This is a genomic window from Brevibacillus fortis (genome assembly GCF_003013395.1).
GTDB classification, from domain to species: Bacteria; Bacillota; Bacilli; order Brevibacillales; family Brevibacillaceae; genus Brevibacillus; species Brevibacillus fortis.
In genome coordinates this window covers 1-25,779 of the sequence record NZ_PXZM01000020.1, presented here as the reverse complement: position 1 = coordinate 25,779, position 25,779 = coordinate 1, and the positions used below count along the sequence as shown (strand labels likewise).

Here is a 25,779-nt window from a genome sequence, read left to right as displayed (position 1 = left end):
GTGTATCAATAAATAGCTTCCCAGCCTGCAGGAGTGACGAACAGGCGAATCGCCTTGATTTTGCGGTCATCCATCAGGGTGAAATAGTGGCGGTAGTTCGGTGGTACGGAGATCAGATCGCCTGGTTCCAGCTCAACGTCGAAATAGCGATCATCTTTGCCTTTGATGGCGAAAATACCGTGACCATCGACGCAGAAGCGGCACTCATCATCGGTGTGGTGATGCTCGCCCTTGAATTTCACCAGCAGCTCGTCGAGGTTAGGTGTTTTGTCAGAGAGGACGATAATGTCCGCAGTCAAGTAACCACGACGTTTGCTGATCGCATCGATTTCCGGCTTGAAGGTGTCGAGAATTTCTTGTTTTTCCTCGTCTGTCGGGCTGTAGTTATCACGGTGCTTTGGATCAAGGCGATCCACGCCCCATTTTTCGTAAATGATTTCTTGAGTGTCTAGGAAGGAGACAACTTCCTCGGGTGCTGAGATGTACTCATTGTTGTCGTGAAAACGAATTTGTGCCATCGTTTATTCCTCCTTAATTGGTGGTTGTAGTGGACACGACTGCTTGGCGCAATTGAAGCCAGCGGGCGTGATACTCGAATAGGAATTCAAAAGCTTCCAGGTGGCGCTTGGCCTCGAAGTCATTGCCGCCCCACGTGTAGATACCGTGGTTACGGATAAGTACGCCAGGAACTTCTGGTGTGATCACTTTTTCTATTTCAGTAGCCAAGGTCGGAATATCGGCAAAGTTCTCAACAATCGGAACAGTAATGCGCGCGTTTTCTTCCCAGATTCCGAGTCCTTTGATCAGCTCTTGTCCTTGAATGGAGAAAGCGCGTTGTCCAAAGTACAGCTCGGAAATGAGGTTGTTCCACACAGTATGGACGTGGAAGCAAGCTCCCGCCTTCGGGAAAGATTTGTAGACGACGGCGTGGATGAGTGTTTCCGCGGAAGGTTTGAGCGCAGTTTCATCCACCGGGCGCGAGTCTTGATCCACGACCAGATAATCTTCAGGGGATAGCTTGGTTTTGTCTTTGCCGCTTGCCGTTACGGCAAATTGCAAGGGATCGTTTTGTATTTTTATTGAGAGATTGCCACTGGTGCCGGGAAACCAGTCCCGGCGGGCAAATGTCAGCTTGGCGTCATCCAGACGGCGAAAGGCATCCAGACGTTGTTCGAGTGTTGCGGTCATAAGTTAGACAACCTCCTGTGAGACTTGCTGTAAAATGCGAATCACGTCGTGGAATGTGGCAAACTTGCTATGCGGCAATTGCAGCTCTTCCGCCTTTTCAGCGAGGAAGGAACGGGCAATCACATAGTCAGCGATTTTGGCCCCAGCCAAATCAGTGATGGAGTCGCCGATGACGATACGGAAATGGGTTGCTGGATCGTAACGGCGGATGATTGTCGTTTTGCACATACCGCAGCCGTTCGTACAATGCTCATCGCAAGCGTTTGGCCACGTAATGGTGATCCGTTCTCCGCTGAAATCGCTGCCGTTGCAGTAGATCGGAACATCGGTGAGATCAAAAGGTGCCAGGATGGGCTCCAGGAAAAAGTCGATACCGCCACTCGTGATCAACAGCTCAATGCCTTCTTCGCGGCAATAGCTCACAAATTCAGCAAAACCAGGGCGAATGGTCGCTTCATGGACAATGAAATCGATAATCTCCTGGCGCAAGGAGGACGGCAAGAGTTGAAACAGCTTGCCAACCCCTTCCTGAACGCTTATTTTTTGCGAAAGGATCTGCTCCGTCAAGGCTTCCCACTCAGGGGGAGCAAACTTGCGGACAATCGCTACAATATTGTCTTTTTCGGTAATCGTTCCGTCGAAATCGCAGAACAGGACGAGCTTCTTGCTCATCGTGCGCCACCCCACTTTTCCAGGGCGATCGCCAGTTCTTGTGATGTCGTAGCGGCTTCTTCCAATGTTCGTCCTGCAGTGACCGCTTCAATCGCGGCAACGAATGCTTTCGCTCCTGCGGTTGCTCCACCGGGATGACCGTGGATTCCGCCTCCTGCATTGACGATTTGATCCAGACCGAAGTCTTTAAAAAGCTGTGGAACCAGCCCCGGATGAATGCCAGCAGACGGAACCGGGAAGGAACGGCGTACACCATTCAATGGGTCGGTCAAATGCTTGGCGAGCTGCAACGCTTCTGTTTTGTCCAAGGCGACATTGCCATATGGAGATGGGAAGAGCACCAAATCTGCCCCAGCTACACGCATCAACGTTCCGAGCAGAAGCGGGGTGGCGATACCGTAGTCAGGTGACGGATAGTAAGCGCCTGCCAATGCGGGATGAGCCATAATCGGTACGAGTACGTCAGGATCGGCTGCCAAACGGTGCAGGGCATCGAAGCCAAAGGCCAGCACGTTGAACAAGAGGCAATCAGCACCCGCATCTACCGCACGTTTCGCTTTTTCGTTCAGTTCATGCACAGGTCCGGTCAGGTTGGCTGCATAGAGGACGGGCTTGCCTGTTTCGGCTTCCGTCTCCTGGGCGATTTCTTTGAACGCTTTGATCCGATCGATAAAAGGAGCGCGGTCATCTGCAAAGAAGATTTCGTCATCTTTCACGAGATCGACTCCGCCCAAGGCTTGTGCCCGGAATTGCGTCTTCAGGTCATCGAAAGGAAGACCCAAGCACGATTTGAAAATGCTCATCAAGAGCGGACGGTCATGTGCCCCTAAACGTTCGCGCAGGCCATCAATGCCGAACTTCGGTCCAGGGAAAGCCTGAAGGAATGAGTCAGGGAAAACGATGTCGACGAGCTTGATTTTGCCATCCATCGACAGTTTGCCGAATATTCCGGTCAACAAGGATGGAATGTCTGCTGTAAAATTGCGGGTCGGATAGCTGACGGTAATCAGACCGCGTGTTTCTCCGTTTTCCAGTGTCGCAAGCGGCGTCGCGCTCACGGCTTCTCCGAGATACGGCGCTAACTCAGCTTGTTTGGCAAGCGGCAGGTCCGTCCAGGAACCGACTGTCATACCAACAGCAATAGCTTGTGCCTTCTTGTTCAAGTCTTTTGCTTGTGTGAGATAGGTGACGAGGATACGTTGTTCACTCATGGTACGTCAAATCCTCCTTGAAATAATGAAAAAAGCCTCCCCTTTGAGCGGGGAGGCGGTTGTCGACTATGAAAGCGTCTCGTCTCCTCTCATCTCTCGGGTCAGTAGCCGAGACAAGCCAAAGATGCTCTATCTCGACTCTTATCCGTTGGAATTAGCACCGTTTCGCTATCCAAGGTACGCATTATCATCGTACGATTCATGGTATAGCGCCGGTTGCCGGGCATCATAGGGCCAGTCCCTCAGCCAGCTCGCGATAAGAGTTATTCGTTTCCCCCATGATATGACGTTCGTTGTCAGGAGTCAATCCTTGTTTTTGCGGGGAATGTGCAGCAGGTTCTCAGAAAAATAAGACGAAGGTGAAACTTTTTGGCAATCATTTCGTGGTAAGGGATGAAGGGGTGTGAACGGCTTGGGAAAGTAGGTCTGGAGGATGTGTATCAGCTGCATGTAAATGATATTTACCACTATCTTTTCCGGCTGACACGCGATGAGAGACTGGCAGAGGATCTGACACAGGAAACCTTTTGTCGTGCCTTCTCTTCCTTGGATGACTACCGTGGGGAAAAAGTACGGCCCTGGCTGTTCAAGGTGGCCTATCACGCTTTCGTGGACGGTTATCGCAAGAAGACGAAGCAACCCTTTGCGTACGTGGAAACTCTACCGGAACGGCGGGATCACGCTGCGGTAGATCCGGCAGAACAACTCATAAACAAGGAGCTATGGGAAGTGGCCTATGAATATTTGGAGAGACTTCCGGAAAAGCAGAGACAGGTCATATTGCTGTCTGCCATGCAGTTTTCCTACGCGGAAATGGCAGAAGTGCTCGGGATCGAGCTGGCAGACGTCAAGCGTTCCTTGTTTCGGGGACGACAAAAGATGCGGCAGTTGTGGAAGGAGGAAACCCGGTGATGAACAAGGATGAGAATAATCGCGAGCAAAGGCTGCTTGCTTATTTGCGTGGGGAAATGACTGAAGAAGATTCGAAACAATTCGAGGAGGAAATATCCGCTGACGAGGAATATGCACAGCGGTTGGAGAGGCTTTTGTTGGGGGAAGAGAGGAGGGAGAACATCGCGGAACCAAAACAGCCTGAAAAGCTGTCGGATGAAAAACAGCGCGCTATTGTTCGTCGGGGGAAATGGAAAAATCGGTTGTCCAACGCTGGATTCACCATAGGACTTCCCTTTTTTGCCGGAGTCGTGTTGTTGTTTTTAAATGGCTGGGTCGGGTCACTGATGCATGAAGATATTTTCCGTGTCGCGAAGGCGATGTTTAATTTTACACAGCCAGGTGTTAGTGTAGGCGGAAGCGGCTCGCAGGTGGGGTTATTCTACGGCAATATCAGCATGGAGCTTCGCGAGAGAGTCGGGTTGGAGGAAAAGAACGCAGGGCGATTTGAGAGTACGAATGTGCTATGGAACGTGAATGCCAAGCCGCAATGGACGAACGGGGTCAGGGAGCAAAAGCTATTTTTCCGTTATCCGACAGAGGGGGGAACGGAGGATACCATGTCTCGCACTTCATCTGCCTGGACGACAATGGAGAAACTGCCAGAGGGAACCGTTTCGCAGCTTGCGATATCTTTTGACCACTTTCTGACGTACGAGGAGTACTATGCACTGATTTCCGGATATGTTACCTCTTCAGAACAAGATACAGTATGGTTTGCGGTAGACACAGGGGTGGAGCACAAGCAAGCAGAGAGCGATTTGGGCAATCTGTTGCTAGGTGCCGGGCACGTATGGGGATTTGCTCAGAGAGAACTCGATTATGGAGATGCGCCCATCCGGGAAAATGAGGAGGGGGTAAGAAGAATGGAGACCTACCTGAAAGAAATGAAGTACTTATCTGAGCAAGAAGGACTGACTCGTGATATAGGCAAAGCATTGGTATTTGGTCGTGACCCACAAATAACCGAACGCTACAACTACATGCAGCAAAACGGAGTGCGCATCTACGGCGCCGTCCTGACCGGACCAACGAAAGAACTGCTGAAGCTCAAGGCCGAAAAGTCGATAACCGCGGCGTTATTAGGCAAGGTAGACTGGTGGAATTGGGAGCTGCCAGCGGCATCGGGAGCACATCACACTTACTAGTCGCAAGGTGCGAATTTTTGCACAAAAGGGTGTTGACATCGTGGAAGCGTTGGTTGTATGATTCAAACTAAATCAAAAACCGAATACGTTTTGGATACCTTATCCAGAGAAGGTGGAGGGACTGGCCCGATGATACCCGGCAACCGACATGACGCCATTCAGACGCGAGCAGCGACTGATTGACAGGCGACATGCACGGTGCTAATTCCTGCAGAAACAAAAGTGGTCTGGAAGATAAGGGGGACATCAACACGGTTATTACACGTGACGACAGCGACCTCTTTTCTTCGGGAAAAGAGGTCTTTTTTTTGCTCCAGGTACTCAAACAACACAAGTAGAGATAGAGGAAAAATACGTAGAGGGGAGTTTTTGAATCATGGCATATCGCGCATTGACTGAGCAGGAAGCAGTAGAGTATGTAAAAGAAATACCGGGACTTTTTAGCGAAGGAGCAGAGCTGACCAGCCACGAAATCGGGGATGGCAACCTCAATCTGGTCTTTGACATTCAGGAGCCGGCAACCGGTAAGAGCGTCATCGTGAAGCAAGCCCTGCCTTTTGCCCGAGTCGTGGGAGAATCTTGGCCGCTGACGATTGATCGGGCTCGCATTGAGAGCGAGGCACTCCGCATTCAGCACAAATACGTTCCAGACCTGGTGCCACAGGTGTATCATTTCGATGGGGAACTCGCGTTGACCGTCATGGAAAACGTCGGGGACCACATCATCATGCGCAAAGGTCTGATCGAAGGGAAGCGGTACCCGCTATTCGCGAAGCAGATTGGGCGTTTTCTCGCACAAACCTTGTTCTTCACTTCTGACTTGGGCGCGCATCCATACGATAAAAAAGCGCTAGTCGGAACATTCATAAATCCAGAATTATGCAAAATAACGGAAGATCTCGTCTTTACCGATCCGTATGAAAATGCGCCAACCAACGACTTCAACCCGTTGATTCGCCGGGAAGTTGAGGCGATCTGGAACAACAGGCCGCTGAAGCTGGAAATCGCCAAGCTGAAATACGATTTCCTCACGCGCTCGGAAGCGCTGCTGCATGGTGACTTGCATACCGGGAGTATTTTCATCACGGAAAACAGCTTTAAAGCAATCGATCCGGAGTTCGCTTACTACGGCCCAATCGGTTTTGACATCGGGGCGGTCATTGCGAATCTGCTGCTCAACTACGCAGGACAGCACGGTTTGCAAAAAGATCAAGGAGAACGGGAAGCGTACCGCGAATATTTACTGGAAACGGTCGAGGATGTCTGGAATGAGTTCGTTTCGCAATTCGTTCAGCTCTGGCACAAGCACGCCAAAGAGCGCAGCGCCCATGTTGAAGGACTGTGGCAAAGCTACGTGAAGCGCTTGATTCAGGATACAGCAGGCTTTGCCGGATGCAAAATCTTGCGCCGTGTCATCGGCTTGGCAGGCGTAGCAGACCTGAATGCCATTGAAGACGACCAGACCCGCGCAGAAGCAGAGCGTCTAGCTCTCTCGATTGGAGAAGCGCTGATTCTCGGTCGTGGCGGTATAGACGAATCGACAGATATTACGGACATTGTACGCACTGTGACCGAACGCTACTATCAGGAGGCAACGACAGTATGACAACCAGCACCCAATTGGCACCTGTTAAGTGGGAGAATGATGCACTGGTCTTGCTTGACCAGACGCGTCTGCCAGTAGAAACGATTTATTTGAACTTGACCACCTCCGAGCAAGTATGGGGTTCCATCCGTCGCTTAGAAGTACGCGGCGCACCAGCGATTGGCATGGCGGCGGCTTACGGGCTCTATCTGGGCGTTCGTGGCAGTGAAGCGAGTAACTATGACGAGTTTTGGCAGGAACTGAACAAGCAGGCAGACTACCTGGGGTCTTCCCGTCCGACAGCCGTGAATCTGTTCTGGGCGTTGGATCGCATCAAGGCTCGTGTTGAAAAAGAAAGCGGAGCGTCGATTGCCGAGTTGAAGGCGGCAGTGCTCGATGAAGCACTGGCGATTCAAAAGGAAGACGCTGAAGTATGTCGGACCATCGGAGAGCATCTGCTCACTCTGTTGCATGACGGTATGGGAATTCTCACGCACTGTAATCCAGGGGCATTGGCTACGGCGGCGTATGGAACGGCTACCGCTCCATTTTATTTGGCAAAGGAACGTGGCTGGAATCTCAAAGTATATGCAGACGAAACCCGCCCTGTCCTGCAAGGCGCCCGTCTTACTGCTTTCGAGTTGCAGCAAGCAGGGATTGATGTGACGCTCATCTGCGACAACATGGCGGCGATGGTCATGTCCCAAGGGAAAGTAGAGGCTGTCATCGTGGGTACAGACCGCGTAGCAGCAAATGGGGATGTCGCCAACAAAATCGGAACGTATGGAGTAGCGGTATTGGCAAAAGCTCACGGCATTCCTTTTTACGTGGCAGCTCCCTTGTCCTCTGTCGATTTGGAGACACCGACAGGCGCAGATATTCCGATTGAAGAGCGTCCAGCGGAAGAGATTACGCATGGCTTGGGTAAACAGGTAGCTCCAGACGATATCAAGGTGTACAATCCTGCGTTCGATGTAACGCCTGCGAAGTACATTACAGCTATCGTCACGGAGACAGGCATTTTCAAGCCGGAGGAGATCGGCAATAGCAAAAAATAAAAGAACTTTTTATAAGCGTTCGCTCAGTTGTTGCTGGCGGGCGCTTTGCTCGTTTTGGCGTTTTCCAGTAAAATATCCAAGAAAAGGGGAGATTCGTATGCAAACGATTCAACGGATAGCAATCAATGAAGATACGTACTTGAAGCAGTTGGAATTAGCCGATGCTGAGGAGTTATTTTTGCTTACGGATTCGAACCGGGAGTATCTTATGGAATGGCTGCCGTGGCTGAATTACACGAAGAAAGTAGAAGATTCACGCCACTTTATCCAAGCGACGATCAATCAGTACAACGATAATCGCGGCATCAACTACGGGATTTGGTACCAAGGTCGCCTGGCAGGAACGATCGGTGTACATACGGTGGATTGGATCAACAAAAAAACGTCCATTGGCTATTGGCTGGGTGCGCAATTTCAAGGCAAGGGCCTGATGACAGAAGCAGTGGCAACCTATCTGGACGTATTGATCTTCGGATCATGGGATTTGGAAAAAGTAACGATACAGGCCGCTACGGAAAATGACAAGAGCAGATCAATTCCGGAACGATTAGGGTTTCAGCTGGAAGGGATACTTCGCCGGAATGAACTCCTTTACGATCATTACGTAGATCATGCCACTTACAGCCTGTTAAAAGAAGAATGGCTTGACTGGAAAGCCGATAAAAAATAGTAGACTGAACTGTATGCTAAGATTGACAATGAAAATTCTGTAAATTACGATGGTGAGGACAGATCAAAAAGGGCTGCGCGTGATTCGCAGGCCTTTTTTTAGTCCGGCTGTTAGGATAAATAGAGGTGATTTACATGCAGACACTTCGGCAATTATCTTGGTTTTTCCGTGCCTATTGGAAACGGTACGTCATTGGAATCTCTGTGCTGTTCATCATCGATGTCCTCATGCTTTGGCCGCCGAAATTAATCGGGGACATGGTGGATTCGATTCGCAACAGTTCCCTGACGGACGCTGACTTGACGCAAACCGTGGTCATCTTGCTCGTATTGGGCGTTAGCTTGTATGGATTGCGATTTCTCTGGCGGTACTTGTTAAATGGGGGAGCCTTGATACTGGAGCGGACGTTGCGCGAGCGACTGTTTACCCATTTGACGAGAATGACCCCGTCGTTTTTTCATCGCAAACGCAGTGGAGATCTGATGGCCGTCGCTACCAACGACATTCCTGCCATTGAACAAACGGCTAGTACAGGGGTGCTTACGCTTGTCGATGCCCTGTTCATGACCTTGTTAACGCTGGGCGTCATGGTGACCGCGATTGATTGGAAGCTGACGCTGGCGGCACTGATCCCGATGCCGTTTTTGGCTTGGTCAACGGCGTACTATGGAAGGTTGCTGCATGAACGCTTTTACTTGGCGCAGGAAGCCTTCGGAGAGATGAATGATCATGTTCAACAATCTGTATCGGGCGTTCGAGTATTGAGAGCATTTGTTCAGGAAAAGGCCGATATTGAGGCGTATCGCCGAGTCAGTGAAAAAACGTTGGAGCGTAATGTGAGCGTTTCGCGGATCGACGCCCTGTTCGAGCCGACGATCGCGATTATTATTGGCTTCAGCTTTTTGATCGGGCTGGGCTATGGGACGTATTTGGTGTTCACCAGCGCCATCTCCTTAGGGGATTTGGTTGCGTTCAATTTATACTTGGGACTTTTAATTTGGCCGATGTTCGCCTTTGGGTGGCTGGTCAATGTGTTGCAGCGTGGTGGAGCTTCCCACAAGCGTTTTACAGAGCTAATGGTGGAGCAGCCAGATGTGACGGAGGCAGAGAATCCGATCACGAACCAAATAGCCAATACGGTAGAAGCACGTCATTTTTCCTTTACATATCCGGGCACTGACAAGCCGGCCCTCACCGACATCTCGTTTCGCTTGGGCGAAGGGGAGACGCTTGGGATTGTCGGGAGGACGGGAAGCGGCAAATCGACTCTTTGCCGTGCCTTCTTGCATCAATATCAGATGAAGAAGCAAGCTCTGTTTATTGGGGGCATTCCGATTGAGGGGCTTGCCTTCGATACGCTGCGGGAAAAAATCGGCTATGTGCCTCAGGAGCATTTGCTGTTCTCACGGACGATTGCGGAAAATGTTACGTTCGGGAAACCACAGGCGACGACCGAGGAAGTGATACATGCGTTGGAGCTTGCGGAGATGAAGAGAGATCTGGCGCAATTCAGAGATGGATTGCAGACCATGGTTGGAGAGAAGGGGGTTACCCTCTCCGGGGGGCAAAAACAGCGCATTTCCATTGCACGTGCTCTTTTGATGGATGCGGGTATCCTGATTCTCGACGATTCTTTATCGGCTGTGGACGCGCGGACAGAGGAGAGCATCCTCCTTCATCTACGACAGGAGCGCGCGGATAAAACGACGATTATTACCGCGCATCGTCTGTCTGCCGTCCAGCACGCACAACTGATTCTCGTGCTGGATGAGGGGCAGATCGTCGAACGGGGGACACATGACGAGCTGATGCAGCACAACGGCTGGTATGCAGAGCAGTACCGTCGCCAGCAAATGGAACAGGATGTGGCTGGTTGAGAGAGGGGGAGAGCGTTTCATGAGCAAAGAAAATGTATGGGGGCGTTTGACCGAGTACGCCAGACCCTTTCAAAAGCAAATACTGGGGGCGCTGTTCCTGCTCTTGCTGGGAACGAGTGCAGAGCTGGCGGGTCCTTTTTTAGCCAAGGTCATGATTGATAATCACATCCTGGCGATCCAGAAGCCTTGGTATCAACTGGACGAAGTGCCATCACAAGCAGCGGGGCAAGTCGCCACACTGAACGGTACGAACTATATTCGTGAGGATGTCGCAACAAAGACGGGTCTTGCTTTGGACGGCATCAACCAAAAAGAAGTAACCGTGCTGACTGAAGGCACGACCTATTACTTAGTTTCTGGCAAGGTGAATCCAAACACGGAGAAGCAAATCACCCCGATTGCGCCAGAAAACGGCAGGGAGCGCTTCGAGGTAATAACGAGGAATCAATCAGGACAAAGCACGACCTCCACAGGCATTCGGCTGACCGCAGAGGAAGTCAAGGCGATGTATCAGGGGGATGTCCTACCCATTGTCTGGCTGTCCGTAGGTTATGGAGCACTGATCTTGCTTTCAGCTGGTTTTAACTATGTCCAGATTTTGTGGCTGCAAAAGATTGCCCAGCGCATTATTCAGCAAATGCGGATGAAGCTGTTTATCCATTTGCAAAAGCTCCCGGTAGCCTTTTTTGATAAAACGCCAGTAGGTGCGCTTGTCTCCCGGGTGAGCAATGACACAGAAGCCATCCGTGAGCTGTATGTAAGTGTGCTCGCCACATTTGTACAGAACGGTCTTTATTTGATTGGAATCTTGATTGCGCTCTACATCTTGCAGCCTGAGCTCGCCCTCTTCTGCTTTTTGACAGTGCCAGTGCTCGTACTGTTAGTCTACGTGTATCAAAAGTACAGCTCTCGCTACTATGCGGTGATTCGCGCGAAGCTCGGTGATATGAACACAACGATCAATGAAATGATCCAGAACATGACGATCGTGCAGGCTTTTCGTCGGGAGAAAGGTGTACAAAAGGAGTTTGCTGATGTAAACGAAGACTACTTCAAGGTGCGGATGAAAGAAATCAATCTGGAATCCTTGCTTTTGCGCCCAGCGGTCGATTTGATCTGGAAAATTTCCTTGACCCTGATCGTCTGGTATTACGGCTCGACTTCCTTCCACAGCGCGATTTCCTTCGGTGCGCTTTTTGCTTTTGTCGATTACATGGGGCGTTTTTTCGAACCGATCAATATGATCATGAATCGGTTGTCGCAAATGCAGCAGGCGACCATTTCGGCGGGACGTGTCTTCGAAATTATGGATGAGACGCCGGAGAAGCAAGGAACCGGTACACAAATCGAGCGCCCTCGTGGAGAGGTTGTCTTTGATAACGTATCTTTTGCTTATCAGGGTGACGATTACGTCTTAAAAAACGTCTCTTTTACGGCGCAGCCTGGTCAGACGATTGCACTGGTAGGGCACACGGGATCGGGAAAAAGCTCCTTGATGAATTTGCTGCTCGGGTTCTATCCAGTGACAAAAGGGAGCGTTTTGATCGACGGGCAAGATATGAGACAAATTGATACGCACTCATTGCGGAGTCATGTCGGACTCGTTTTGCAGGACCCGTTCTTGTTTACGGGAAGCATTGGATTCAATATTCGTATGTACAAGGATAAGGTTACAGATGAAGAAGTGAAGCGGGCTGCAGAAGCCGTACGTGCTGACGAATTCATTTCCAAGCTGCCGGGCGGTTATGACGAACCAGTCGTCGAGCGAGGCATGACGCTATCCGCAGGCCAACGCCAGCTGATCTCTTTTGCACGGGCACTGGCTGCTGATCCCGCGATGCTGATCTTGGATGAAGCGACGGCAAGCATTGACAGTGAAACAGAGCTAGCTATTCAAGAAGCATTGCATGTACTATCAAAAGGTAGGACGACATTTATCATTGCGCACCGGTTGTCGACGATTCAGCACGCTGACCAGATTCTCGTGTTGTCCCGTGGAGAAATCATGGAGCGAGGTACACATGATGAACTCATGGCGCAAAATGGTCTTTATCAAAAAATGTATCAGCTTCAGCAGGGGAGTGCTTCAGTAGAGAGTGCTTAGTAGGGAGCTAGGAAGGAGAAACAACACCATGTCACAGACGCGCTACACCTTTTGGGTGTTGATTTTGGTTGTCGGGATTGCGGGGTTAAGTCAAGGCTTGACGATCCCGATGCTGACGGTTTTATTGGAAAAACAAGGTGTTTCATCCGTGATGAACGGACTCAACGCCGCTGCTTTGTATATTGGGATGGTCATGGTCAATCCATTTTTGGAAATCCCACTGCGGCGCATTGGATACCGGGCCACGATATTGTGGGGGTTGCTGTTGGTGACGATCGCAACAGCGCTCATCCCGATGTTCAACCATTTAGTGATCTGGTTCTTTTTACGTTTATTAATGGGTGTGGGCGATAGCGGTTTACATTATGCCAGCCAAATGTGGGTGACCAAGATCGCAGCTCCCGAGAATCGGGGACGCGATCTTTCCGTTTACGGACTAGCCTATGGAGTCGGCTTTAGTATTGGTCCATTGGGCTTAAGTGTGTTGCATTTGGGGATTTGGGTACCGTTTGGCGCCTTGCTCGTTTTGTATCTGGTTGCCTTTTTGCTATTATCCCGTATCAAAAATGAGTTCCCCGAACAGCTCGAACAAACGGAAAAGAAGCAAAACAAATATACGTTTGTTTTGCGGCTTGCTTGGCTGGCGCTGATTCCTTCGTTTTTGTTCGGATTCATGGAGACGTCACTCAACGGCAGTTTTCCCGTTTATGCCTTGCGTACCGGCTTGTCCGTTGAATGGGTTTCCTTGATCCTTCCGTCGTTTGTCGTGGGAAGTATTATTTTGCAGATGCCGCTGGGGGCATTGAGTGACCGGATAGGACGCAAGCAGGTCATGCTCGCGTGTGCTCTCGTAGGGGGATTGGCCTTCTTCCTGTTCCCGTTTGCAGGTGAAAACATATGGCTGATGATGCTGTTGTTGGCTATAGCTGGAGCGGCTGTCGGTTCCTTTTACTCACTGGGCTTGGCTTTTTCGGCAGATATTTTACCAGCATCGATGGTTCCTACCGCAGGAATTATCGCGGGTGTCAATTTTGGTGTCGCCAGTATTTTGGCTCCGAATGTGAATGGCCTGCTGATGGAAGTGTGGGAGCCGTGGACGATCTTTTGGCTGATGGGATCGCTGCTCATTGTTTTTGCGGCAGCTTGCCTGTTTTTTAAACAAAAAGCAACCCAAGAACAGACGTATTCGATGCCGTTGCAAAAACAGGGGTAAAGACTACGATGTGCAAGCTTCGCCAAGCTTTTGGCGAGGCTTTTATTTTTTTTCGCCCAAAAAAGCATAAACGGGCATCAAGGAGGGAAGCGTATGAATAGTAAGTAGAACTGCATGATTGGAAGGGGTTACCCGATGCTGACACCATGCATTTTCAGAAGAGGCATTGCTTGGATCTTATTTTTCGTGCTCAGTCTGGTAATCATTCCGTTTTTCTCAGATGACGGCCAGGCTCCTACACCGTCTGCACCTGCACCTGCCACTACAAATGCAACTTCACAGCCATAGCTTTGCCTTTGTTTTCACAGAAAAAGACACGCCACTGAAGAAGGCGTGTCTTTTTGCTGTAGGGTTAGCGGGTGACAAAGTTTTGCGTGAAATACGGGCGGCCCTCTTTCATTACGATACCGACACCGAGCTGCTTGAATTTTGGATTGAGCAAGTTTTGACGATGACCTGCGGAGTTCATCCAGCTAATGTGGGCTTCGATCCCGTCTAGTTGTCCGTAGGCAATATTTTCACCAGCAGAGCTGTAGCGAATGCCGGCTTGCTTCAAACGATCAAACGGACTTCCCGTAGATGGGGAGGTATGGTTGAAAAAGTTATTCTGGGCCATGTCTTGGCTGTGTGCTCTGGCCACTGCTGCCACTTGTTCATCCCCAGTGATAACAGGCAGCTTGGCACGTTGTCTTGCCACGTTGAGCAAGTCCAAATTTTGTTTCTCGTATGCGAGCGCTGCTTCTTTCAACTGTGCGTCTGTCAGTTTCGGCAGTTCAGGTAATTTCGTATAGGAAATGGGATACATCAAGCCAATCGCAATAGTGGCAAAATGCTCAGGAGTAGAGATACGCACTCCTGCGACCTTATTTCCACCCAGCTGATCGATAGAGAAGGTAATCGCCTGATTGTTTTGTACATAGGTCGGATGAGTAAGCGTATTTTTTTGGATACGCAGGCTCGGGATGATCGTCAGCGTGTTTTGCGGTGCACCCCAGCTGTTTTGTAGATCTTTTGTGGTAGAGCCAATCGTGATGCCCCCCATATTCAGCTTGGCTCCATTGGTAAACAGCGTCACGACTTTGCCGTTTTGCATGCCGACTTGAATGTAGTTGTTCAAATCTTGATTGTAAATCCACCATTCCACGCCCGTATGACTAGGATCAATGCGGGCAGGCTTGCCTAATGCTTGTTCTACCTGATCTGTGCTCATTCCAAGCTGAAGGCTATAGACGTCATTTGTTTTAACGGCTGCTGTTTGAGGGACAGCAGGTGCAGCTGAAACAGGAAGGACAGGGGCAAGGTGGCCGAGCAGAGCCAGCGAAAGGCTCAGGGCGAGGATGCTGGTTACTTTCTGTTTACGCATGTATCTTCCTCCTCGGTTGGATAGGATCTGCCTTGTTGGTAATGGTATCGGCAGGAAGCTTCTACAAAAATAGGGACCAAGGAAGCAAAAATAAAACCCCCGCTATAGAGCGGAGGTTATGGTCGACGGTCCCGGATGACGTACGTTTTGGCGATCAGATCATGCCAGCCTTGCTTTCGTGGGTGCCATGCGACCCATAGATATCCCAGTCCGAACACGAGTGAAGCGACGAATTTGCCGATGACTTCACGTAAAAATACCTGTCCGCCAGATAAACTGCCTCGCGCCTGTCTGGCACTGACGACACGGATGCCTGTGATCAGTTTTCCCAAGGTTTGTCCGGTCCACCAGGTCAGCAAGATCATATAGAGAAGATCAAACAACACCTCTAACAAATCGATGAAGTGAAAAGAGGCATAAGGAACGGCAAAAAAACGTCGCAACGGATTGAAAACGAGGTAGCTAATGCCGATCAAGAACAACGAATCGAGGAGCGACGCCACCACACGAATCCAGAAGCCAGCATACAAATGCTGTGGATGAGCTTCTGCATAGGGGTCAAGGGAATCAGGCTCATGTGCTTTTTCTTCGTCGGAAAGCTGGTTCATGATAAGCCACTCCTTTTTTGTTTTAACAGGCTAAGGCATGAACTGATACAGTAAGCGAGGTGAGCTTTGGCGGTCCCATATTCGATTGAGACCAAGCGGATCAGGATTCGACCAGTACTGCTTCATGCTAAATAACAGCTTGCTGATGGAGAGCTGGTCTGCATAGCGTATGACCATGACTTCCTTTTCACCAGACAAAGAGAGAGCGTAGCGTGTCGCTTCCTCCAAATCACCGAATTCATCGATGAGCCCTAGTCGTTTTGCTTGCTCACCGGAATAGACACGGCCGTCAGCGATTTCCAGCACGCGTTGACGAGAGAGGTTACGGCCTTTGACGATGACGTCGACGAAATTGCTGTAGCTTTCGTTGACGAGTGATTGGAAAATTTGCCGCTCTGGGTCCGTCAGAGGTCGGGCTGGAGTGCCGATATCCTTGAAGCGTCCGCTTTTGATTGCGTATTGATGCACACCCAGCTTGTTCGCAGCTTCACTATAGTTAAACAGATTGAAAATCACGCCGAGACTGCCGGTCAGTGTGTTGGGATTGGCAAAAATCGTATCGCCTGTTGTGGCCAAGTAATAGCCACCAGAGGCTGCTGTGGAGCCCATGCTGACGACGATGGGGAGATTGCGGACCTGCTTGAGTCGTAGCAAGCGTTTGTGCAGTTCATCGGTAGCGACGACTTCTCCACCTGGACTATCAATGCGAAGGACCACGGCTTTCACCATCTCATCCTCTTCAATTCGGCGTAGCTGTTCAGTCAATAGCTCCGTCATGGAAGGCAGCCCAGCGGTACTTTGTTGCCCCGAAATAACGCCGTTCACAAACAGCTGCACAATTTTGCTGTTGCCATAGCCCGATACCACATTTTCTTCCCACGCGAATCCAGGATGGTCGACGAGTTCCGTGTAAGTCCCGTATATACCCTCCACTAGAAGCCCTAATAGAAAAACGACCAGTACGATTACGAGAGCGACCCATTTTTTTCGATGCATGAAAACCACCTCCCACTTAGCATGAGCCGTCGAGGGCAGAGTTACGCATGGGACGAGCATTGGAAAAAATGGGATTGACGCGATCGTCAACGAGGATGACAACCAAAGGCTGAACAGTAAAATCATGCAATTTTTAGACTATTGCAGTAAAATGGAGTGAATAGTACCACAACCAAGCTTGTTTTATCGCAATAGGGGGACAGACAAATGATTATACAGGTGTCGAATTTGACGAAGAACTACGGCGATCTGAAAGTGTTGAAGGGCATTACCACTCAGGTAGCAGAAAAGGAAGTAGTCTGTGTCATTGGTCCGTCAGGCTCGGGCAAGAGTACATTTTTGCGTTGCTTGAATCAGCTGGAGGAAATGAGTGGCGGAAAGATTGTCATCAACGGACATGATTTGTCAGACCCCAAGACCGATATTAATAAAGTCAGAGAAGAGGTCGGGATGGTCTTTCAGCGCTTTAATCTTTTTCCGCATAAAACGGTACTGGAAAACGTCATGCTGGCCCCTGTAAAAGTAAAGAAAATCTCTCAAGAGGAAGCGCGCAAGCAAGGCTTGGCTCTTTTGCAGAAGGTAGGGCTGCAGGATAAGGCCGATGTGTATCCCGAGCGGCTGTCTGGTGGGCAGATGCAACGAGTGGCAATCGCAAGGGCGCTCGCCATGAATCCAAAGGTTATGCTGTTTGATGAGCCGACATCCGCCCTAGATCCGGAGCTTGTAGGAGAGGTGCTTGCTGTCATCAAAAATTTAGCCAAAGAAGGCATGACAATGGTGGTCGTGACCCACGAAATGAATTTTGCCAAGGAAGTAGGCGACCGAATCATTTTTATGGATCAAGGGATCATTATGGCAGAAGGTCATCCCAGTGAGGTTTTTGGCAATAACAGTAACGATCGCTTGCGTACGTTCCTGGGCAAGGTATTGGCGTAAAAGAAAGGCACCAGTCGCTTCGTTTTGTTTCATGAAAAACGAGGCACTGGTGCCGTATTATTTTGCTGCATCCAGTAATTGACTGATTGTAACAAACCGATAGCCCTGCGAGCGCAAATCCGTGATGAGCTCCCGAAGTGCAGCGACTGTTTGCGCTTGGTTAAGACCCCCATCATGAAACAGGATGATATCCCCCGATGAGACATTGCTTTTGACACTTTTGGCGATGACGTTAGCTGTGCGCGCCAAAGACCAATCACGAGGATCAATCGACCAGTGAATGATGTCGTAGCCACTGGATTGAACGGCATTCATCACGTCATGTGACAGGATGCCGTACGGTGGACGGTAGTATTGCGCCAAAATGCCGGTCGTCTTCAAAATGGAGCGCTCTGCATGCTTGATTTCTTCGTACACTTCATGCTCGGTCAGCTTGTTCAGATCAAAATGATGGTAGCCATGATTGCCGATTTCATGCCCAGCCTTGTAAATCCACTGCATGACCTTGGGATGCTTGTCCACTTGTGAGCCGAGGACAAAAAACGTAGCACGAACGTTGTACTGATGCAGCACCTCAAGAATTTTGGGCGTATAGACAGCATCCGGTCCATCATCAAAAGTGAGGGCGACGACCTTTTTCTCTGTGTCGATTCTGTGGATCGGCTCATACGAAGGCAGTGTTTGCTGGGCAAAAGCAGGTAGGGTGCCGTAGCCAAGAAGGCAGGCGAAAAGCAAGGCGTACCGTATGCATTTGCGCATGGACAATCGCCTCCTTCTTCTGGTATGTGATTAGGTTCACCTCCTGCTAGGGAAAACATGCTACCAAAAGAAAACAGCGGTCAGAGTGGGTGGCGGTTATGTTAAAATGAAAGAACCGTACATAGGAGAGGAGAGAGTTTGGTGGAACTCCGCGGTATTTTGCAAGGGCTTACGCACGAGTATCATGGAGGGGACAAGCCGGTAGACTACTATTTGAATATCGGTGAAGATCGCCTTCCGCTTAATGAATGGCTGGGCAGTGAATTGACGATTTCGTTTTTAGGCGAAAAAAATTGCATTGCCTGTGGCCGTAAAACAAATAAGACGTTTAACAGCGGGTATTGCTATCCCTGTTTTACCAAGCTGCCGGAAAATGACTTGTGCATCGTCAAGCCGCATGAATGTCATTTTGACTTGGGGACTTGCCGGGACGAGAGCTTCGGCGAGAGATATTGCATGATTCCTCATTTTGTCTATCTGGCAGTGTCGAGTGATATCAAGGTAGGATTGACTCGCAAGCATAATGAATTACGCCGTTGGGTGGATCAAGGCGCGATTCGCGCGATTCCGATTGCGGAGGTTCCCACTCGTCGGATGGCTGGGGAGCTTGAATTCCACTTGAGCCAGTTTTTGCCGGACAAGACCAACTGGCGCAAAATGCTCAAGGGCGATGTGAAGGAAATAGACCTGCTCGCCATGCGTGACGAAGTATACGGTCATTTCCCAGAACAGTTTAAAGCATTCCAATATCGCGAGGACGAATGGGTCGATATTGCCTATCCGATCCTGGAGTCTTTGGATAAAATTAATTCCAAGACACTTGATAAAGAAGAACAGCTCGGCGGCCGATTGATCGGTGTGAAAGCTCAATATTTGATTTTTGACAATGGTGTGTTTCAGACGAGAAAGCATGCCGGCTATCAAGTCGAGATCAAAGCAAAACCGTCTGCATAATGCCGTGCAAACTCCTCACACTAGGAAAAGTGAAGGAGGATGGGGCAGATGGATGAGCACATTGAGTATACCATGCCTTTAACCGGGACAATGGCTGAGGCAGTGGAAGATCAGGATGCCAAGCAACTAGGGGTGCCCTTCTCGCCGCTTTCGCAAATGTGGCAGGTAAACCCTGACATGCAGAAGAATGAAGAAGATCGTGCAAAGAGCGAGCGCACCGAATAATAGATTCCACAATGGAAGCTTACGTAGGAACGACAGCCAGAAGAGAGGGGACGGCTGTCGTTTTTGTTTGCAACACGTTTACGAATTCTTTTACAATAAAAAATGACAGAAACGAAAAAGCGAGGAAATGAATATGACGACAAAAGCCTACCTATACAACAAATGTGATACATGCCGCAAAGCGAAAAAATGGCTCACGGATCAAAATATTGGCTTCGAAGAAATTCCGATCGTGGATGCACCGCCGTCTAAAGAAGAGCTACGCCAAATTTGGCAGACAAGCGGTCTCGATCTGCGCAAGTTTTTCAATGTGAGTGGTGTCCAGTACCGCGAGCTGGGCTTGAAGGACAAGCTCCCGACTATGTCAGAGGATGAAATGCTCGAGCTGTTGGCTTCCAACGGCAAGCTGATCAAACGGCCTCTTATCGCAAGCGATCAAACCGTAACACTTGGCTTCAAAGAAGAAGAGCTGGAGAAGGCTTGGGGAGGGAAGGCATAATGCGCCAACCTTCCAAAAGACTGAACCATCTTTCCGCCGATATTTTTTCAGAGATGGCGACTCGCAAAAGGGAAGTTGCCAAAACAAAAACGGTATACGACTTGAGCATCGGCAGTCCTGATCAGCAGCCTGACGAGAATCTCCTGCAAACGTTAATCGATGCCATCCAGCAACCTACTGCTTTTCGCTATCCATTGAGCGATGGAACGGCGGCCTTTCGTGAAGAGGTCGCTCGCTGGTATCACTATCGTTTTGGGGTGGAGCTGGCGCCAGATGGGGAGGTTCATTCCTTGATGGGGTCACAGGATGGCTTGGCTCACTTTGCTTTGGCATGGACCGATCCCGGAGATATCGTCCTCGTACCTGATCCCGGGTATCCAATCTACGAAGGCAGCGTGCATTTGGCGGGAGCTGTACCTTACCGGATGCCTCTGCGGGCAGAAAATGATTTTTTGCCAAAACTGACAGACATTCCAGAGGAGATTGCGGCTCGTGCCACGTTCATGATTCTGAACTATCCGAATAATCCGGTTTCCGCTGTCGCTACCCTTGACTTTTTTGAAGAGGTCGTGGCTTTTGCCAAGCGTTATGACATTATCGTGGTTCATGACTTGGCTTATTCGGAGATGGTGTTTGATGGCTACCAAGCGCCGAGCTTTTTGCAAGTACCGGGAGCGAAAGATGTGGGAATCGAGTTTAATTCGTTTTCCAAGAGTTTCAACATGGCAGGTTGCCGGATCGCTTATGTTGTAGGGAATGCAGACATTATCAAGCCGCTTGCGATTGTAAAGTCCAATATCGATTACGGCGTCTTTTTGCCTGTACAGCAGATGGCCATTGAGGCTTTGCGAAATGATCGGGAATCGGGTGGGAAAAACACAGTCGCGCCCGTTTACCAGGAACGGCGTGATGTGCTGCTAGGAGCATTGGAAAAAGCAGGATGGAGCATCCCATCTCCCAAGGCGACCATGTTCGTCTGGGCAGCTGTACCGAACGGCTGGACGTCACGAGAGTTTGCTTTCGCGTTACTGGAAAAATCCGGAGTCGTGGTCGTTCCGGGAAGTGCCTTCGGCGAAGAGGGAGAAGGGTATGTAAGAATTGCACTCGTCCAACCTCCCGATATTTTGTTGGAGGCTGTGGCTGCCATCGATCAATCTGGGATTCTTCGCATGAAAACAAGTGTGTAGCGATTGAAGAAAAAGATAGAGGGGATGAGCTTTCATGCGTTTGCGTGAAGAAATGCCTGATTTTCCTGGGATTACGGAGTGGATCAACGGGCAAGTAACCAAAGCTGATTTGGCTGGAAGTCCTGTCTTGGTCCATATTTGGTCCGTTAGTTGTTACATGTGCAAAGAATCGATGCCAAGCATAAACGAATGGCGAGACCAATACGCTGCAAACGGTTTGAAGGTCATTGGAATTCATATGCCTCATTCGGAAAAAGATACGGATATCGAGATGATCAAGAAAGCGATTGCAGAACAACATTTGACACATCCTATTGCAATCGATAATGATAGAGAGACAGTCGATACATTCCAGAATGAATATGTCCCCGCTTTTTATTTGTTTGACGAGGCTCTTCAGTTGCGTCACTTTCAGGCAGGAGAGAAGGGTCTCCAACTGGTAAAAAAACGCTTGTTCAGAATTTTGGGGATCGAAGAGGAATCCTAGAATGTTCGTCTAATTATGTATGTGTAATGGATTGTACCCGATAGGAGGATATGTAAACGATGGAATTCCCGAAAAATCTACGTTACAGTGAAGAGCATGAGTGGGTGCGAGTAGAAGGAAACAAGGCGTACATCGGAATCACTTCTTTTGCTCAAGCAGAGCTGGGTGACATCGTGTTTGTCGAACTGCCTGAGGTAGGCACGACAATCCAACAGGATGAGCCGTTTGGCAGTGTGGAATCGGTAAAAACCGTTTCTGAGCTGTACGCTCCTGTAACTGGTAAAGTAGTAGAAGTAAATGGCGAACTGGAAGACGCACCTGAACTGGTTAACTCCTCGCCATATGAGCAAGCATGGATGATCGTCGTCGAATTGTCTGATGCAGCTGGGTTGGACAAGCTGATGGATGCAGACAAATACGAAGCGATGGTAAAAGAATAGGAAACAAAAAAAGCCGGGGCCTTTGTGCTCCGGCTTTTCTACGTTTATGGACTGACTACTCCAACTTGAATGTTCGTACTGCATCATTAAGCTCTTCTGCCATTTTCGCCAGTACCGTTGCAGCCGAAGAGATTTCCTCCATGGAAGCAGTTTGTTCTTCCGCTGCTGCTGCAACCGTTTGAGAGTTGCCGGCTGATTGTTCTGCTATCTGGGTAATATGCGTAATGGCGGATACAATTGTCTGCATTTGCTGACTGATCTTGCTCATTTCTGTTGTCACTTCATCCATACGGACGAGCAGCCCTGACGTGGAGCCAGTGATTTGCTCAAATGCATTTCCTGTTGAGCGGACGAGAGTCATGCCTTCTCCCAAAATAGAAGAGCCATGATTCATAGCCGCGATCGCCGATCCTGTGTCCTGCTGAATCACGGTGACGATGTGACTGACCTGCTCGGCGGCAGAGCTGGACTGCTCGGCGAGTTTGCGTACCTCATCGGCTACAACTGCAAAGCCTCGTCCTTGTTCTCCGGCGCGAGCTGCTTCGATAGCTGCGTTCAGAGCGAGCAGGTTGGTTTGGTTGGCGATCGTCGTGATGAGTGAAATCATTTCTCCAATCTCTTGGGAGCGTTTGCCTAGCGCATTGACAATGGTAGATGTCTTGGTCATCTGGCTATGGATCACATCCATGTGCTCGACCGTTTTGGCTGCCATTTGATTGCCATCTGTGGCTTGGCGGTTCGCTTCTTGTGTAGAGAGATTGACATCCTCAATGCCTTTTTCCATCGCTTCGATGTGCACGGCAATCTCGTTGACGACTTCATAGCCTTGAACGGTTGCATCTACTTGCTGTTCAGTACCGTAGGCAATTTCTTGAACGGATTGAGCGATCTGCTCTGTTGCTTTGCTCGTCTGCTCCGCACTTGCCATCAATTGCTCAGACGTAGCAGCAACCTGTTGTGCATTGAAGCTGACTTGACCGAGCGTTTCTCGCAAGGTTGCCGTCATGGAGTTGAAGCGGTTAGCCATAACGCCCATCTCATCAGATGTCTTGATATCCATGGAGACAGTAAAATCACCATTGGAGAGGGCATGCGCGAGCTGGTTGGCCCGCTCAATTTGTTTGGTCAGGTATTTGCTGAAGTAATAAATGACAGCAATCATGATCAATAGACCGATTAGACTCACCGTACATAGCTCAAAGAACAAGTCATAGAGAGGATCGGCAATTTCTTTTTCCGGCATGACGAGAGCGATTGTCCAGTTTGTATCCCCGAGTTCTTGAAAATAAACACGATTGATGCCGTTTTCATCGTTAAACGTCTTCACTCCTGTTTTCTCTGCAAGAAGAGCAGGACCTATTGCTGCCAAGGAAGCATTATCGTCAGATTGAACGGATTGATTCATCAGCTTGTCTGCTTGAGGATGAGCGAGATATCTCCCTTTTTGATCCACCAGAAAGGCCCAGCCTGTTTCGCCTACTTTTGTACTGGAGACGAGCTTTTCCACGTCAGTAAGTGCAATATCGTCTGTGGCCACCCCCAAAAGCTTTTTCTCAGGGGTGTAAAAAGGAGCGACTACAGTTACCATGGAGACCTTGGAAATTTCGTCGAAGTACGGCTCAGAATAATCGGTTTTCTTTGAGGTCGTGATTCCGAGCTTGTACCAGTCTTGATTTGGATAGTTATAGGATTCATTGCTGTACTCATCTGTAATGTCAACCTTACCGTCGATTTTTGCCCCGTAAGTAGCAACGAGTTTCTTGTTCGGGTCAAAAGCGTAAGGTTCCATGAAAATTCCCATTCCGACCGTCGTATCATTAATGAGAACGGTTTTGGACAGCAGGGAATTTAACTGCTCTAGCGAATTTGTAACAGGAGCCATTTCAATAAAGCGAGCCATACTCAGCGTTACCTTGCTATGGGCTTCCAGTTGCTTTTCCACATTGCTGCCGACCATATCTAGTTGATAATTCATTTTGTCCTCAATTTCCTTGTTCAGTTGGTCGACTGAGAACCAGAAACCGATACCCACGACGAGCAAAAGAGTCAGGATAATGACAGGAAGGGTAATGGTCAGTGTTCGAGCACGAAGACTTTTGAAACGAAGCATGGAACCGCTCTCCTTTTGAAGTTTTACTAAAAAGTTTATTATTCCTTATTATCGGCTAGATTAAGACTACCTTGTATGATGGATTTAGGCAAATGAGGAAAAATATTCACACTAGTCTGAAAATGTTGCAGAAATCGAAACAAATCGAGTAAAATGGATAAACCAAATCTTTATTCGATTACCTTATTGGTAGCATTTGCGGGTGGAGTGTTCGTGGGTATATAAGCTACAATGCGGATACAGACAGAGTTTCGACCAAAAGAACGACATGGACGTTTCATTTGGCGAAGAAGGAGGGAGACTATATGAGTTTTTGTTGTGGTGCTGGAATGGTAGGTTCCGTAGGCTCAGTCCGTCATTATAAAACGCTTGTACACAATGTCCCCATCATGTTTTGTCCTGTATGTGACAGAATTGAGGTTCATCCCGGTATTGAGGGAGAATACGAAATTTTAGTAGAATATGCTCAGGGAGATCAGGCTCCAGAAGTGGATTTTGCTGACTTTGTGAGTGTTGACAATACATCCGAGTTGTTTGAGAATTGTACCATGACGGATGAAGCAGCCAGCTTCGCCGAAGTGTTAAAGCAGCAGATTGATATTTCACTTGATCTGCTCGGGATCGCCAAGGAGTTACAGGATGACGATTGGCGGGAAGCATTGATGATTCGTTTAAGACGGTTAAGCGAGCGATTGAAGCAGTACAATAAAAGAAAAGCTAATGTCGCACAAGAGCGCATGACCTGAGTTGACGTGGGAGGCAGTGTGAATGTTTCATTTGAAAGCCGTTCACCACATCGCATTGAATTGTAGTGATGTTGTGAAGGTAGCTCGTTTTTTTAAGGACATTTTGGAAGTCCCTATCCCGGAAGAGAATATGACGGAAGGAGCACCTGTCTACTTTCAAATTGGCACATACACACGGATTGGTCTTCATCCTCATGGCGGGGAAGCTGGGAAAGGCGGCGTAGGGCAGGTCGATCATCTCGCCTTCTCTGTGCAGAGCCGTGCTGAGCTGGACTATCTGGTTGATAAGCTAGAGGCAGAGAATATATGCTATCGTGGTCCAATTACACAGCCTACGAGCTACAATGTGTATTTTGAGACACCCGATGGCCACCACCTTGAGGTGCGACTAGATAAAGACGAGTTTGATGAGTAGTGTTTGCGAAAAGCATCTGCGTAAAGCAGATGCTTTTTTGTTTTTTGCCATCCTGTGGTACGGAAAAAAGGTTGTGGATGATCTTCTTAAAATTTTTAAAAGGTCCCGATGAATCAACAAAGCTGGTGAGAAGAAAAAGCACAGGGCTCGTAGACCTTGACATCGCCTGCCCAGTCGGAACTTCCAAAAGGGGACCACGCTTGTCGAACACTTCTTCCTTGAAAAACTTCCGCCCGTAGGGTGGCTTTGGCTCGACGGTCCCCTTTTGGAAGTGGAGACGAGCAGTGAATCTCCCCTGCTGGCGTGTCAGAGTCGAAGAGAACTGTGCTTTTTCTTCTCCTCCACTATATATGCGAAAACGCTGTCGAGAAAAAGAT

27 protein-coding genes and 2 riboswitches are annotated in these 25,779 nt (G+C 49.2%); of the genes, 18 read left to right on the top strand and 9 right to left on the bottom strand.

What is annotated here, in order from left to right:
* Window positions 1–5: 5 nt before the first annotated feature.
* The 4 genes from C7R93_RS12745 to C7R93_RS12730 are packed head-to-tail and all read right to left on the bottom strand — an operon-like array spanning window position 6 to window position 3,071.
* Window positions 6–518, bottom strand: a complete 513-nt coding sequence (locus C7R93_RS12745) for a 1,2-dihydroxy-3-keto-5-methylthiopentene dioxygenase (protein WP_106839160.1) — start codon at window positions 516–518, stop codon at window positions 6–8.
* A 13-nt stretch (window positions 519–531) separates the two neighbouring features.
* Entirely contained in the window at window positions 532–1,188 is a 657-nt protein-coding gene (locus C7R93_RS12740; RefSeq protein WP_106839159.1) for a methylthioribulose 1-phosphate dehydratase, read from the bottom strand.
* Between the two features lie 3 nt (window positions 1,189–1,191).
* Complete coding sequence (locus C7R93_RS12735) at window positions 1,192–1,860, bottom strand: 2-hydroxy-3-keto-5-methylthiopentenyl-1-phosphate phosphatase (protein WP_106839158.1); 669 nt, start codon at window positions 1,858–1,860, stop codon at window positions 1,192–1,194.
* Window positions 1,857–3,071, bottom strand: a complete 1,215-nt coding sequence (locus C7R93_RS12730) for a 2,3-diketo-5-methylthiopentyl-1-phosphate enolase (RefSeq protein ID WP_106839157.1) — start codon at window positions 3,069–3,071, stop codon at window positions 1,857–1,859. Before C7R93_RS12730 ends, C7R93_RS12735 begins: the two co-directional genes overlap by 4 nt.
* Window positions 3,072–3,157: 86 nt before the next feature.
* A riboswitch (SAM riboswitch) is annotated at window positions 3,158–3,334 on the bottom strand.
* Between the two features lie 130 nt (window positions 3,335–3,464).
* Here C7R93_RS12730 and C7R93_RS12725 point away from each other — a divergent pair.
* The 9 genes from C7R93_RS12725 to C7R93_RS30275 all read left to right on the top strand — a co-directional run bounded on the left by C7R93_RS12725 (window position 3,465) and on the right by C7R93_RS30275 (window position 13,965).
* Window positions 3,465–3,983, top strand: coding sequence for a sigma-70 family RNA polymerase sigma factor (locus C7R93_RS12725; protein ID WP_244191528.1), 519 nt, complete (start codon window positions 3,465–3,467; stop codon window positions 3,981–3,983).
* Entirely contained in the window at window positions 3,983–5,170 is a 1,188-nt protein-coding gene (locus tag C7R93_RS12720) for an anti-sigma factor (protein WP_208637816.1), read from the top strand. The genes C7R93_RS12725 and C7R93_RS12720 overlap by 1 nt, the downstream gene beginning before the upstream one ends.
* 96 nt (window positions 5,171–5,266) lie before the next feature.
* A riboswitch (SAM riboswitch) is annotated at window positions 5,267–5,411 on the top strand.
* A 135-nt stretch (window positions 5,412–5,546) separates the two neighbouring features.
* The gene (mtnK, locus tag C7R93_RS12715) at window positions 5,547–6,776 is read left to right on the top strand and encodes an S-methyl-5-thioribose kinase (protein WP_106839155.1); all 1,230 of its coding nucleotides are present in this window, start codon (window positions 5,547–5,549) and stop codon (window positions 6,774–6,776) included.
* Entirely contained in the window at window positions 6,773–7,813 is a 1,041-nt protein-coding gene (mtnA, locus tag C7R93_RS12710) for an S-methyl-5-thioribose-1-phosphate isomerase (RefSeq protein WP_106839154.1), read from the top strand. The genes mtnK and mtnA overlap by 4 nt, the downstream gene beginning before the upstream one ends.
* Before the next feature lie 97 nt (window positions 7,814–7,910).
* On the top strand, window positions 7,911–8,483 hold the full coding sequence (locus C7R93_RS12705; RefSeq protein WP_106839153.1) for a GNAT family N-acetyltransferase: 573 nt from the start codon (window positions 7,911–7,913) through the stop codon (window positions 8,481–8,483).
* A gap of 134 nt (window positions 8,484–8,617) precedes the next feature.
* On the top strand, window positions 8,618–10,360 hold the full coding sequence (locus C7R93_RS12700) for an ABC transporter ATP-binding protein (RefSeq protein ID WP_106839152.1): 1,743 nt from the start codon (window positions 8,618–8,620) through the stop codon (window positions 10,358–10,360).
* Between the two features lie 19 nt (window positions 10,361–10,379).
* Window positions 10,380–12,464, top strand: a complete 2,085-nt coding sequence (locus C7R93_RS12695; protein WP_106839151.1) for an ABC transporter ATP-binding protein — start codon at window positions 10,380–10,382, stop codon at window positions 12,462–12,464.
* Window positions 12,465–12,492: 28 nt separating this feature from the next.
* The gene (locus C7R93_RS12690; RefSeq protein ID WP_106839150.1) at window positions 12,493–13,677 is read left to right on the top strand and encodes an MFS transporter; all 1,185 of its coding nucleotides are present in this window, start codon (window positions 12,493–12,495) and stop codon (window positions 13,675–13,677) included.
* A 135-nt stretch (window positions 13,678–13,812) separates the two neighbouring features.
* Window positions 13,813–13,965, top strand: coding sequence for a hypothetical protein (locus C7R93_RS30275; protein ID WP_017251452.1), 153 nt, complete (start codon window positions 13,813–13,815; stop codon window positions 13,963–13,965).
* Window positions 13,966–14,029: 64 nt separating this feature from the next.
* Here the strand turns inward: C7R93_RS30275 and C7R93_RS12685 are convergent, their stop codons facing one another.
* The 3 genes from C7R93_RS12685 to sppA all read right to left on the bottom strand — a co-directional run bounded on the left by C7R93_RS12685 (window position 14,030) and on the right by sppA (window position 16,644).
* On the bottom strand, window positions 14,030–15,040 hold the full coding sequence (locus C7R93_RS12685; RefSeq protein WP_106839149.1) for a CAP domain-containing protein: 1,011 nt from the start codon (window positions 15,038–15,040) through the stop codon (window positions 14,030–14,032).
* A gap of 116 nt (window positions 15,041–15,156) precedes the next feature.
* Entirely contained in the window at window positions 15,157–15,648 is a 492-nt protein-coding gene (locus C7R93_RS12680; RefSeq protein WP_106839148.1) for an RDD family protein, read from the bottom strand.
* Window positions 15,649–15,678: 30 nt separating this feature from the next.
* Entirely contained in the window at window positions 15,679–16,644 is a 966-nt protein-coding gene (sppA, locus tag C7R93_RS12675; protein WP_106839147.1) for a signal peptide peptidase SppA, read from the bottom strand.
* Between the two features lie 207 nt (window positions 16,645–16,851).
* On the opposite strand from sppA, the gene C7R93_RS12670 reads away from it, so the two are divergent.
* Window positions 16,852–17,580 carry an amino acid ABC transporter ATP-binding protein gene (locus C7R93_RS12670; RefSeq protein ID WP_106839146.1) on the top strand — a complete coding sequence of 243 codons (729 nt, stop codon included), beginning with the start codon at window positions 16,852–16,854 and terminating at the stop codon, window positions 17,578–17,580.
* Window positions 17,581–17,637: 57 nt separating this feature from the next.
* Here C7R93_RS12670 and C7R93_RS12665 read toward each other — a convergent pair whose 3' ends face one another.
* Window positions 17,638–18,339, bottom strand: a complete 702-nt coding sequence (locus C7R93_RS12665) for a polysaccharide deacetylase family protein (RefSeq protein WP_106839145.1) — start codon at window positions 18,337–18,339, stop codon at window positions 17,638–17,640.
* 141 nt (window positions 18,340–18,480) lie between these two features.
* Between C7R93_RS12665 and C7R93_RS12660 the strand changes: the two genes are divergently transcribed.
* The 6 genes from C7R93_RS12660 (at window position 18,481) to gcvH (ending at window position 22,131) form a co-directional block, all read left to right on the top strand.
* Window positions 18,481–19,293: a DUF2797 domain-containing protein gene (locus tag C7R93_RS12660; RefSeq protein WP_106839144.1), complete on the top strand. Its 813-nt coding sequence runs from the start codon at window positions 18,481–18,483 to the stop codon at window positions 19,291–19,293.
* Between the two features lie 48 nt (window positions 19,294–19,341).
* Window positions 19,342–19,518, top strand: a complete 177-nt coding sequence (locus C7R93_RS30270; protein WP_167402463.1) for a hypothetical protein — start codon at window positions 19,342–19,344, stop codon at window positions 19,516–19,518.
* 133 nt (window positions 19,519–19,651) lie between these two features.
* A complete protein-coding gene (locus C7R93_RS12655) occupies window positions 19,652–20,017 on the top strand; it encodes a Spx/MgsR family RNA polymerase-binding regulatory protein (RefSeq protein WP_167402462.1) in 366 nt (121 codons plus the stop codon).
* Entirely contained in the window at window positions 20,014–21,204 is a 1,191-nt protein-coding gene (locus tag C7R93_RS12650) for an aminotransferase class I/II-fold pyridoxal phosphate-dependent enzyme (RefSeq protein ID WP_106839237.1), read from the top strand. The genes C7R93_RS12655 and C7R93_RS12650 overlap by 4 nt, the downstream gene beginning before the upstream one ends.
* Window positions 21,205–21,238: 34 nt before the next feature.
* A complete protein-coding gene (locus C7R93_RS12645) occupies window positions 21,239–21,691 on the top strand; it encodes a redoxin domain-containing protein (protein ID WP_106839142.1) in 453 nt (150 codons plus the stop codon).
* Between the two features lie 59 nt (window positions 21,692–21,750).
* Window positions 21,751–22,131, top strand: a complete 381-nt coding sequence (gene gcvH / locus C7R93_RS12640) for a glycine cleavage system protein GcvH (RefSeq protein ID WP_106839141.1) — start codon at window positions 21,751–21,753, stop codon at window positions 22,129–22,131.
* Window positions 22,132–22,186: 55 nt separating this feature from the next.
* Here the strand turns inward: gcvH and C7R93_RS12635 are convergent, their stop codons facing one another.
* Entirely contained in the window at window positions 22,187–24,241 is a 2,055-nt protein-coding gene (locus tag C7R93_RS12635; protein ID WP_106839140.1) for a methyl-accepting chemotaxis protein, read from the bottom strand.
* Between the two features lie 305 nt (window positions 24,242–24,546).
* Between C7R93_RS12635 and C7R93_RS12630 the strand changes: the two genes are divergently transcribed.
* Entirely contained in the window at window positions 24,547–24,987 is a 441-nt protein-coding gene (locus C7R93_RS12630; RefSeq protein WP_007726368.1) for a hypothetical protein, read from the top strand.
* 22 nt (window positions 24,988–25,009) lie between these two features.
* Complete coding sequence (locus tag C7R93_RS12625; protein WP_106839139.1) at window positions 25,010–25,402, top strand: VOC family protein; 393 nt, start codon at window positions 25,010–25,012, stop codon at window positions 25,400–25,402.
* The last annotated feature ends 377 nt before the right edge of the window (window positions 25,403–25,779 follow it).

Excerpts from the sequence above, each read along its gene's own strand:
- C7R93_RS12745 (WP_106839160.1), bottom strand. The coding sequence starts at position 518 with ATGGCACAAATTCGTTTTCACGACAACAATGAGTACATCTCAGCACCC.
- C7R93_RS12740 (WP_106839159.1), bottom strand. The coding sequence starts at position 1,188 with ATGACCGCAACACTCGAACAACGTCTGGATGCCTTTCGCCGTCTGGAT.
- C7R93_RS12735 (WP_106839158.1), bottom strand. The coding sequence starts at position 1,860 with ATGAGCAAGAAGCTCGTCCTGTTCTGCGATTTCGACGGAACGATTACC.
- C7R93_RS12730 (WP_106839157.1), bottom strand. The coding sequence starts at position 3,071 with ATGAGTGAACAACGTATCCTCGTCACCTATCTCACACAAGCAAAAGAC.
- C7R93_RS12725 (WP_244191528.1), top strand. The coding sequence starts at position 3,465 with ATGAAGGGGTGTGAACGGCTTGGGAAAGTAGGTCTGGAGGATGTGTAT.
- C7R93_RS12720 (WP_208637816.1), top strand. The coding sequence starts at position 3,983 with ATGAACAAGGATGAGAATAATCGCGAGCAAAGGCTGCTTGCTTATTTG.
- mtnK (WP_106839155.1), top strand. The coding sequence starts at position 5,547 with ATGGCATATCGCGCATTGACTGAGCAGGAAGCAGTAGAGTATGTAAAA.
- mtnA (WP_106839154.1), top strand. The coding sequence starts at position 6,773 with ATGACAACCAGCACCCAATTGGCACCTGTTAAGTGGGAGAATGATGCA.
- C7R93_RS12705 (WP_106839153.1), top strand. The coding sequence starts at position 7,911 with ATGCAAACGATTCAACGGATAGCAATCAATGAAGATACGTACTTGAAG.
- C7R93_RS12700 (WP_106839152.1), top strand. The coding sequence starts at position 8,618 with ATGCAGACACTTCGGCAATTATCTTGGTTTTTCCGTGCCTATTGGAAA.
- C7R93_RS12695 (WP_106839151.1), top strand. The coding sequence starts at position 10,380 with ATGAGCAAAGAAAATGTATGGGGGCGTTTGACCGAGTACGCCAGACCC.
- C7R93_RS12690 (WP_106839150.1), top strand. The coding sequence starts at position 12,493 with ATGTCACAGACGCGCTACACCTTTTGGGTGTTGATTTTGGTTGTCGGG.
- C7R93_RS30275 (WP_017251452.1), top strand. The coding sequence starts at position 13,813 with ATGCTGACACCATGCATTTTCAGAAGAGGCATTGCTTGGATCTTATTT.
- C7R93_RS12685 (WP_106839149.1), bottom strand. The coding sequence starts at position 15,040 with ATGCGTAAACAGAAAGTAACCAGCATCCTCGCCCTGAGCCTTTCGCTG.
- C7R93_RS12680 (WP_106839148.1), bottom strand. The coding sequence starts at position 15,648 with ATGAACCAGCTTTCCGACGAAGAAAAAGCACATGAGCCTGATTCCCTT.
- sppA (WP_106839147.1), bottom strand. The coding sequence starts at position 16,644 with ATGCATCGAAAAAAATGGGTCGCTCTCGTAATCGTACTGGTCGTTTTT.
- C7R93_RS12670 (WP_106839146.1), top strand. The coding sequence starts at position 16,852 with ATGATTATACAGGTGTCGAATTTGACGAAGAACTACGGCGATCTGAAA.
- C7R93_RS12665 (WP_106839145.1), bottom strand. The coding sequence starts at position 18,339 with ATGCGCAAATGCATACGGTACGCCTTGCTTTTCGCCTGCCTTCTTGGC.
- C7R93_RS30270 (WP_167402463.1), top strand. The coding sequence starts at position 19,342 with ATGGATGAGCACATTGAGTATACCATGCCTTTAACCGGGACAATGGCT.
- C7R93_RS12655 (WP_167402462.1), top strand. The coding sequence starts at position 19,652 with ATGACGACAAAAGCCTACCTATACAACAAATGTGATACATGCCGCAAA.
- C7R93_RS12645 (WP_106839142.1), top strand. The coding sequence starts at position 21,239 with ATGCGTTTGCGTGAAGAAATGCCTGATTTTCCTGGGATTACGGAGTGG.
- gcvH (WP_106839141.1), top strand. The coding sequence starts at position 21,751 with ATGGAATTCCCGAAAAATCTACGTTACAGTGAAGAGCATGAGTGGGTG.
- C7R93_RS12635 (WP_106839140.1), bottom strand. The coding sequence starts at position 24,241 with ATGCTTCGTTTCAAAAGTCTTCGTGCTCGAACACTGACCATTACCCTT.
- C7R93_RS12630 (WP_007726368.1), top strand. The coding sequence starts at position 24,547 with ATGAGTTTTTGTTGTGGTGCTGGAATGGTAGGTTCCGTAGGCTCAGTC.
- C7R93_RS12625 (WP_106839139.1), top strand. The coding sequence starts at position 25,010 with ATGTTTCATTTGAAAGCCGTTCACCACATCGCATTGAATTGTAGTGAT.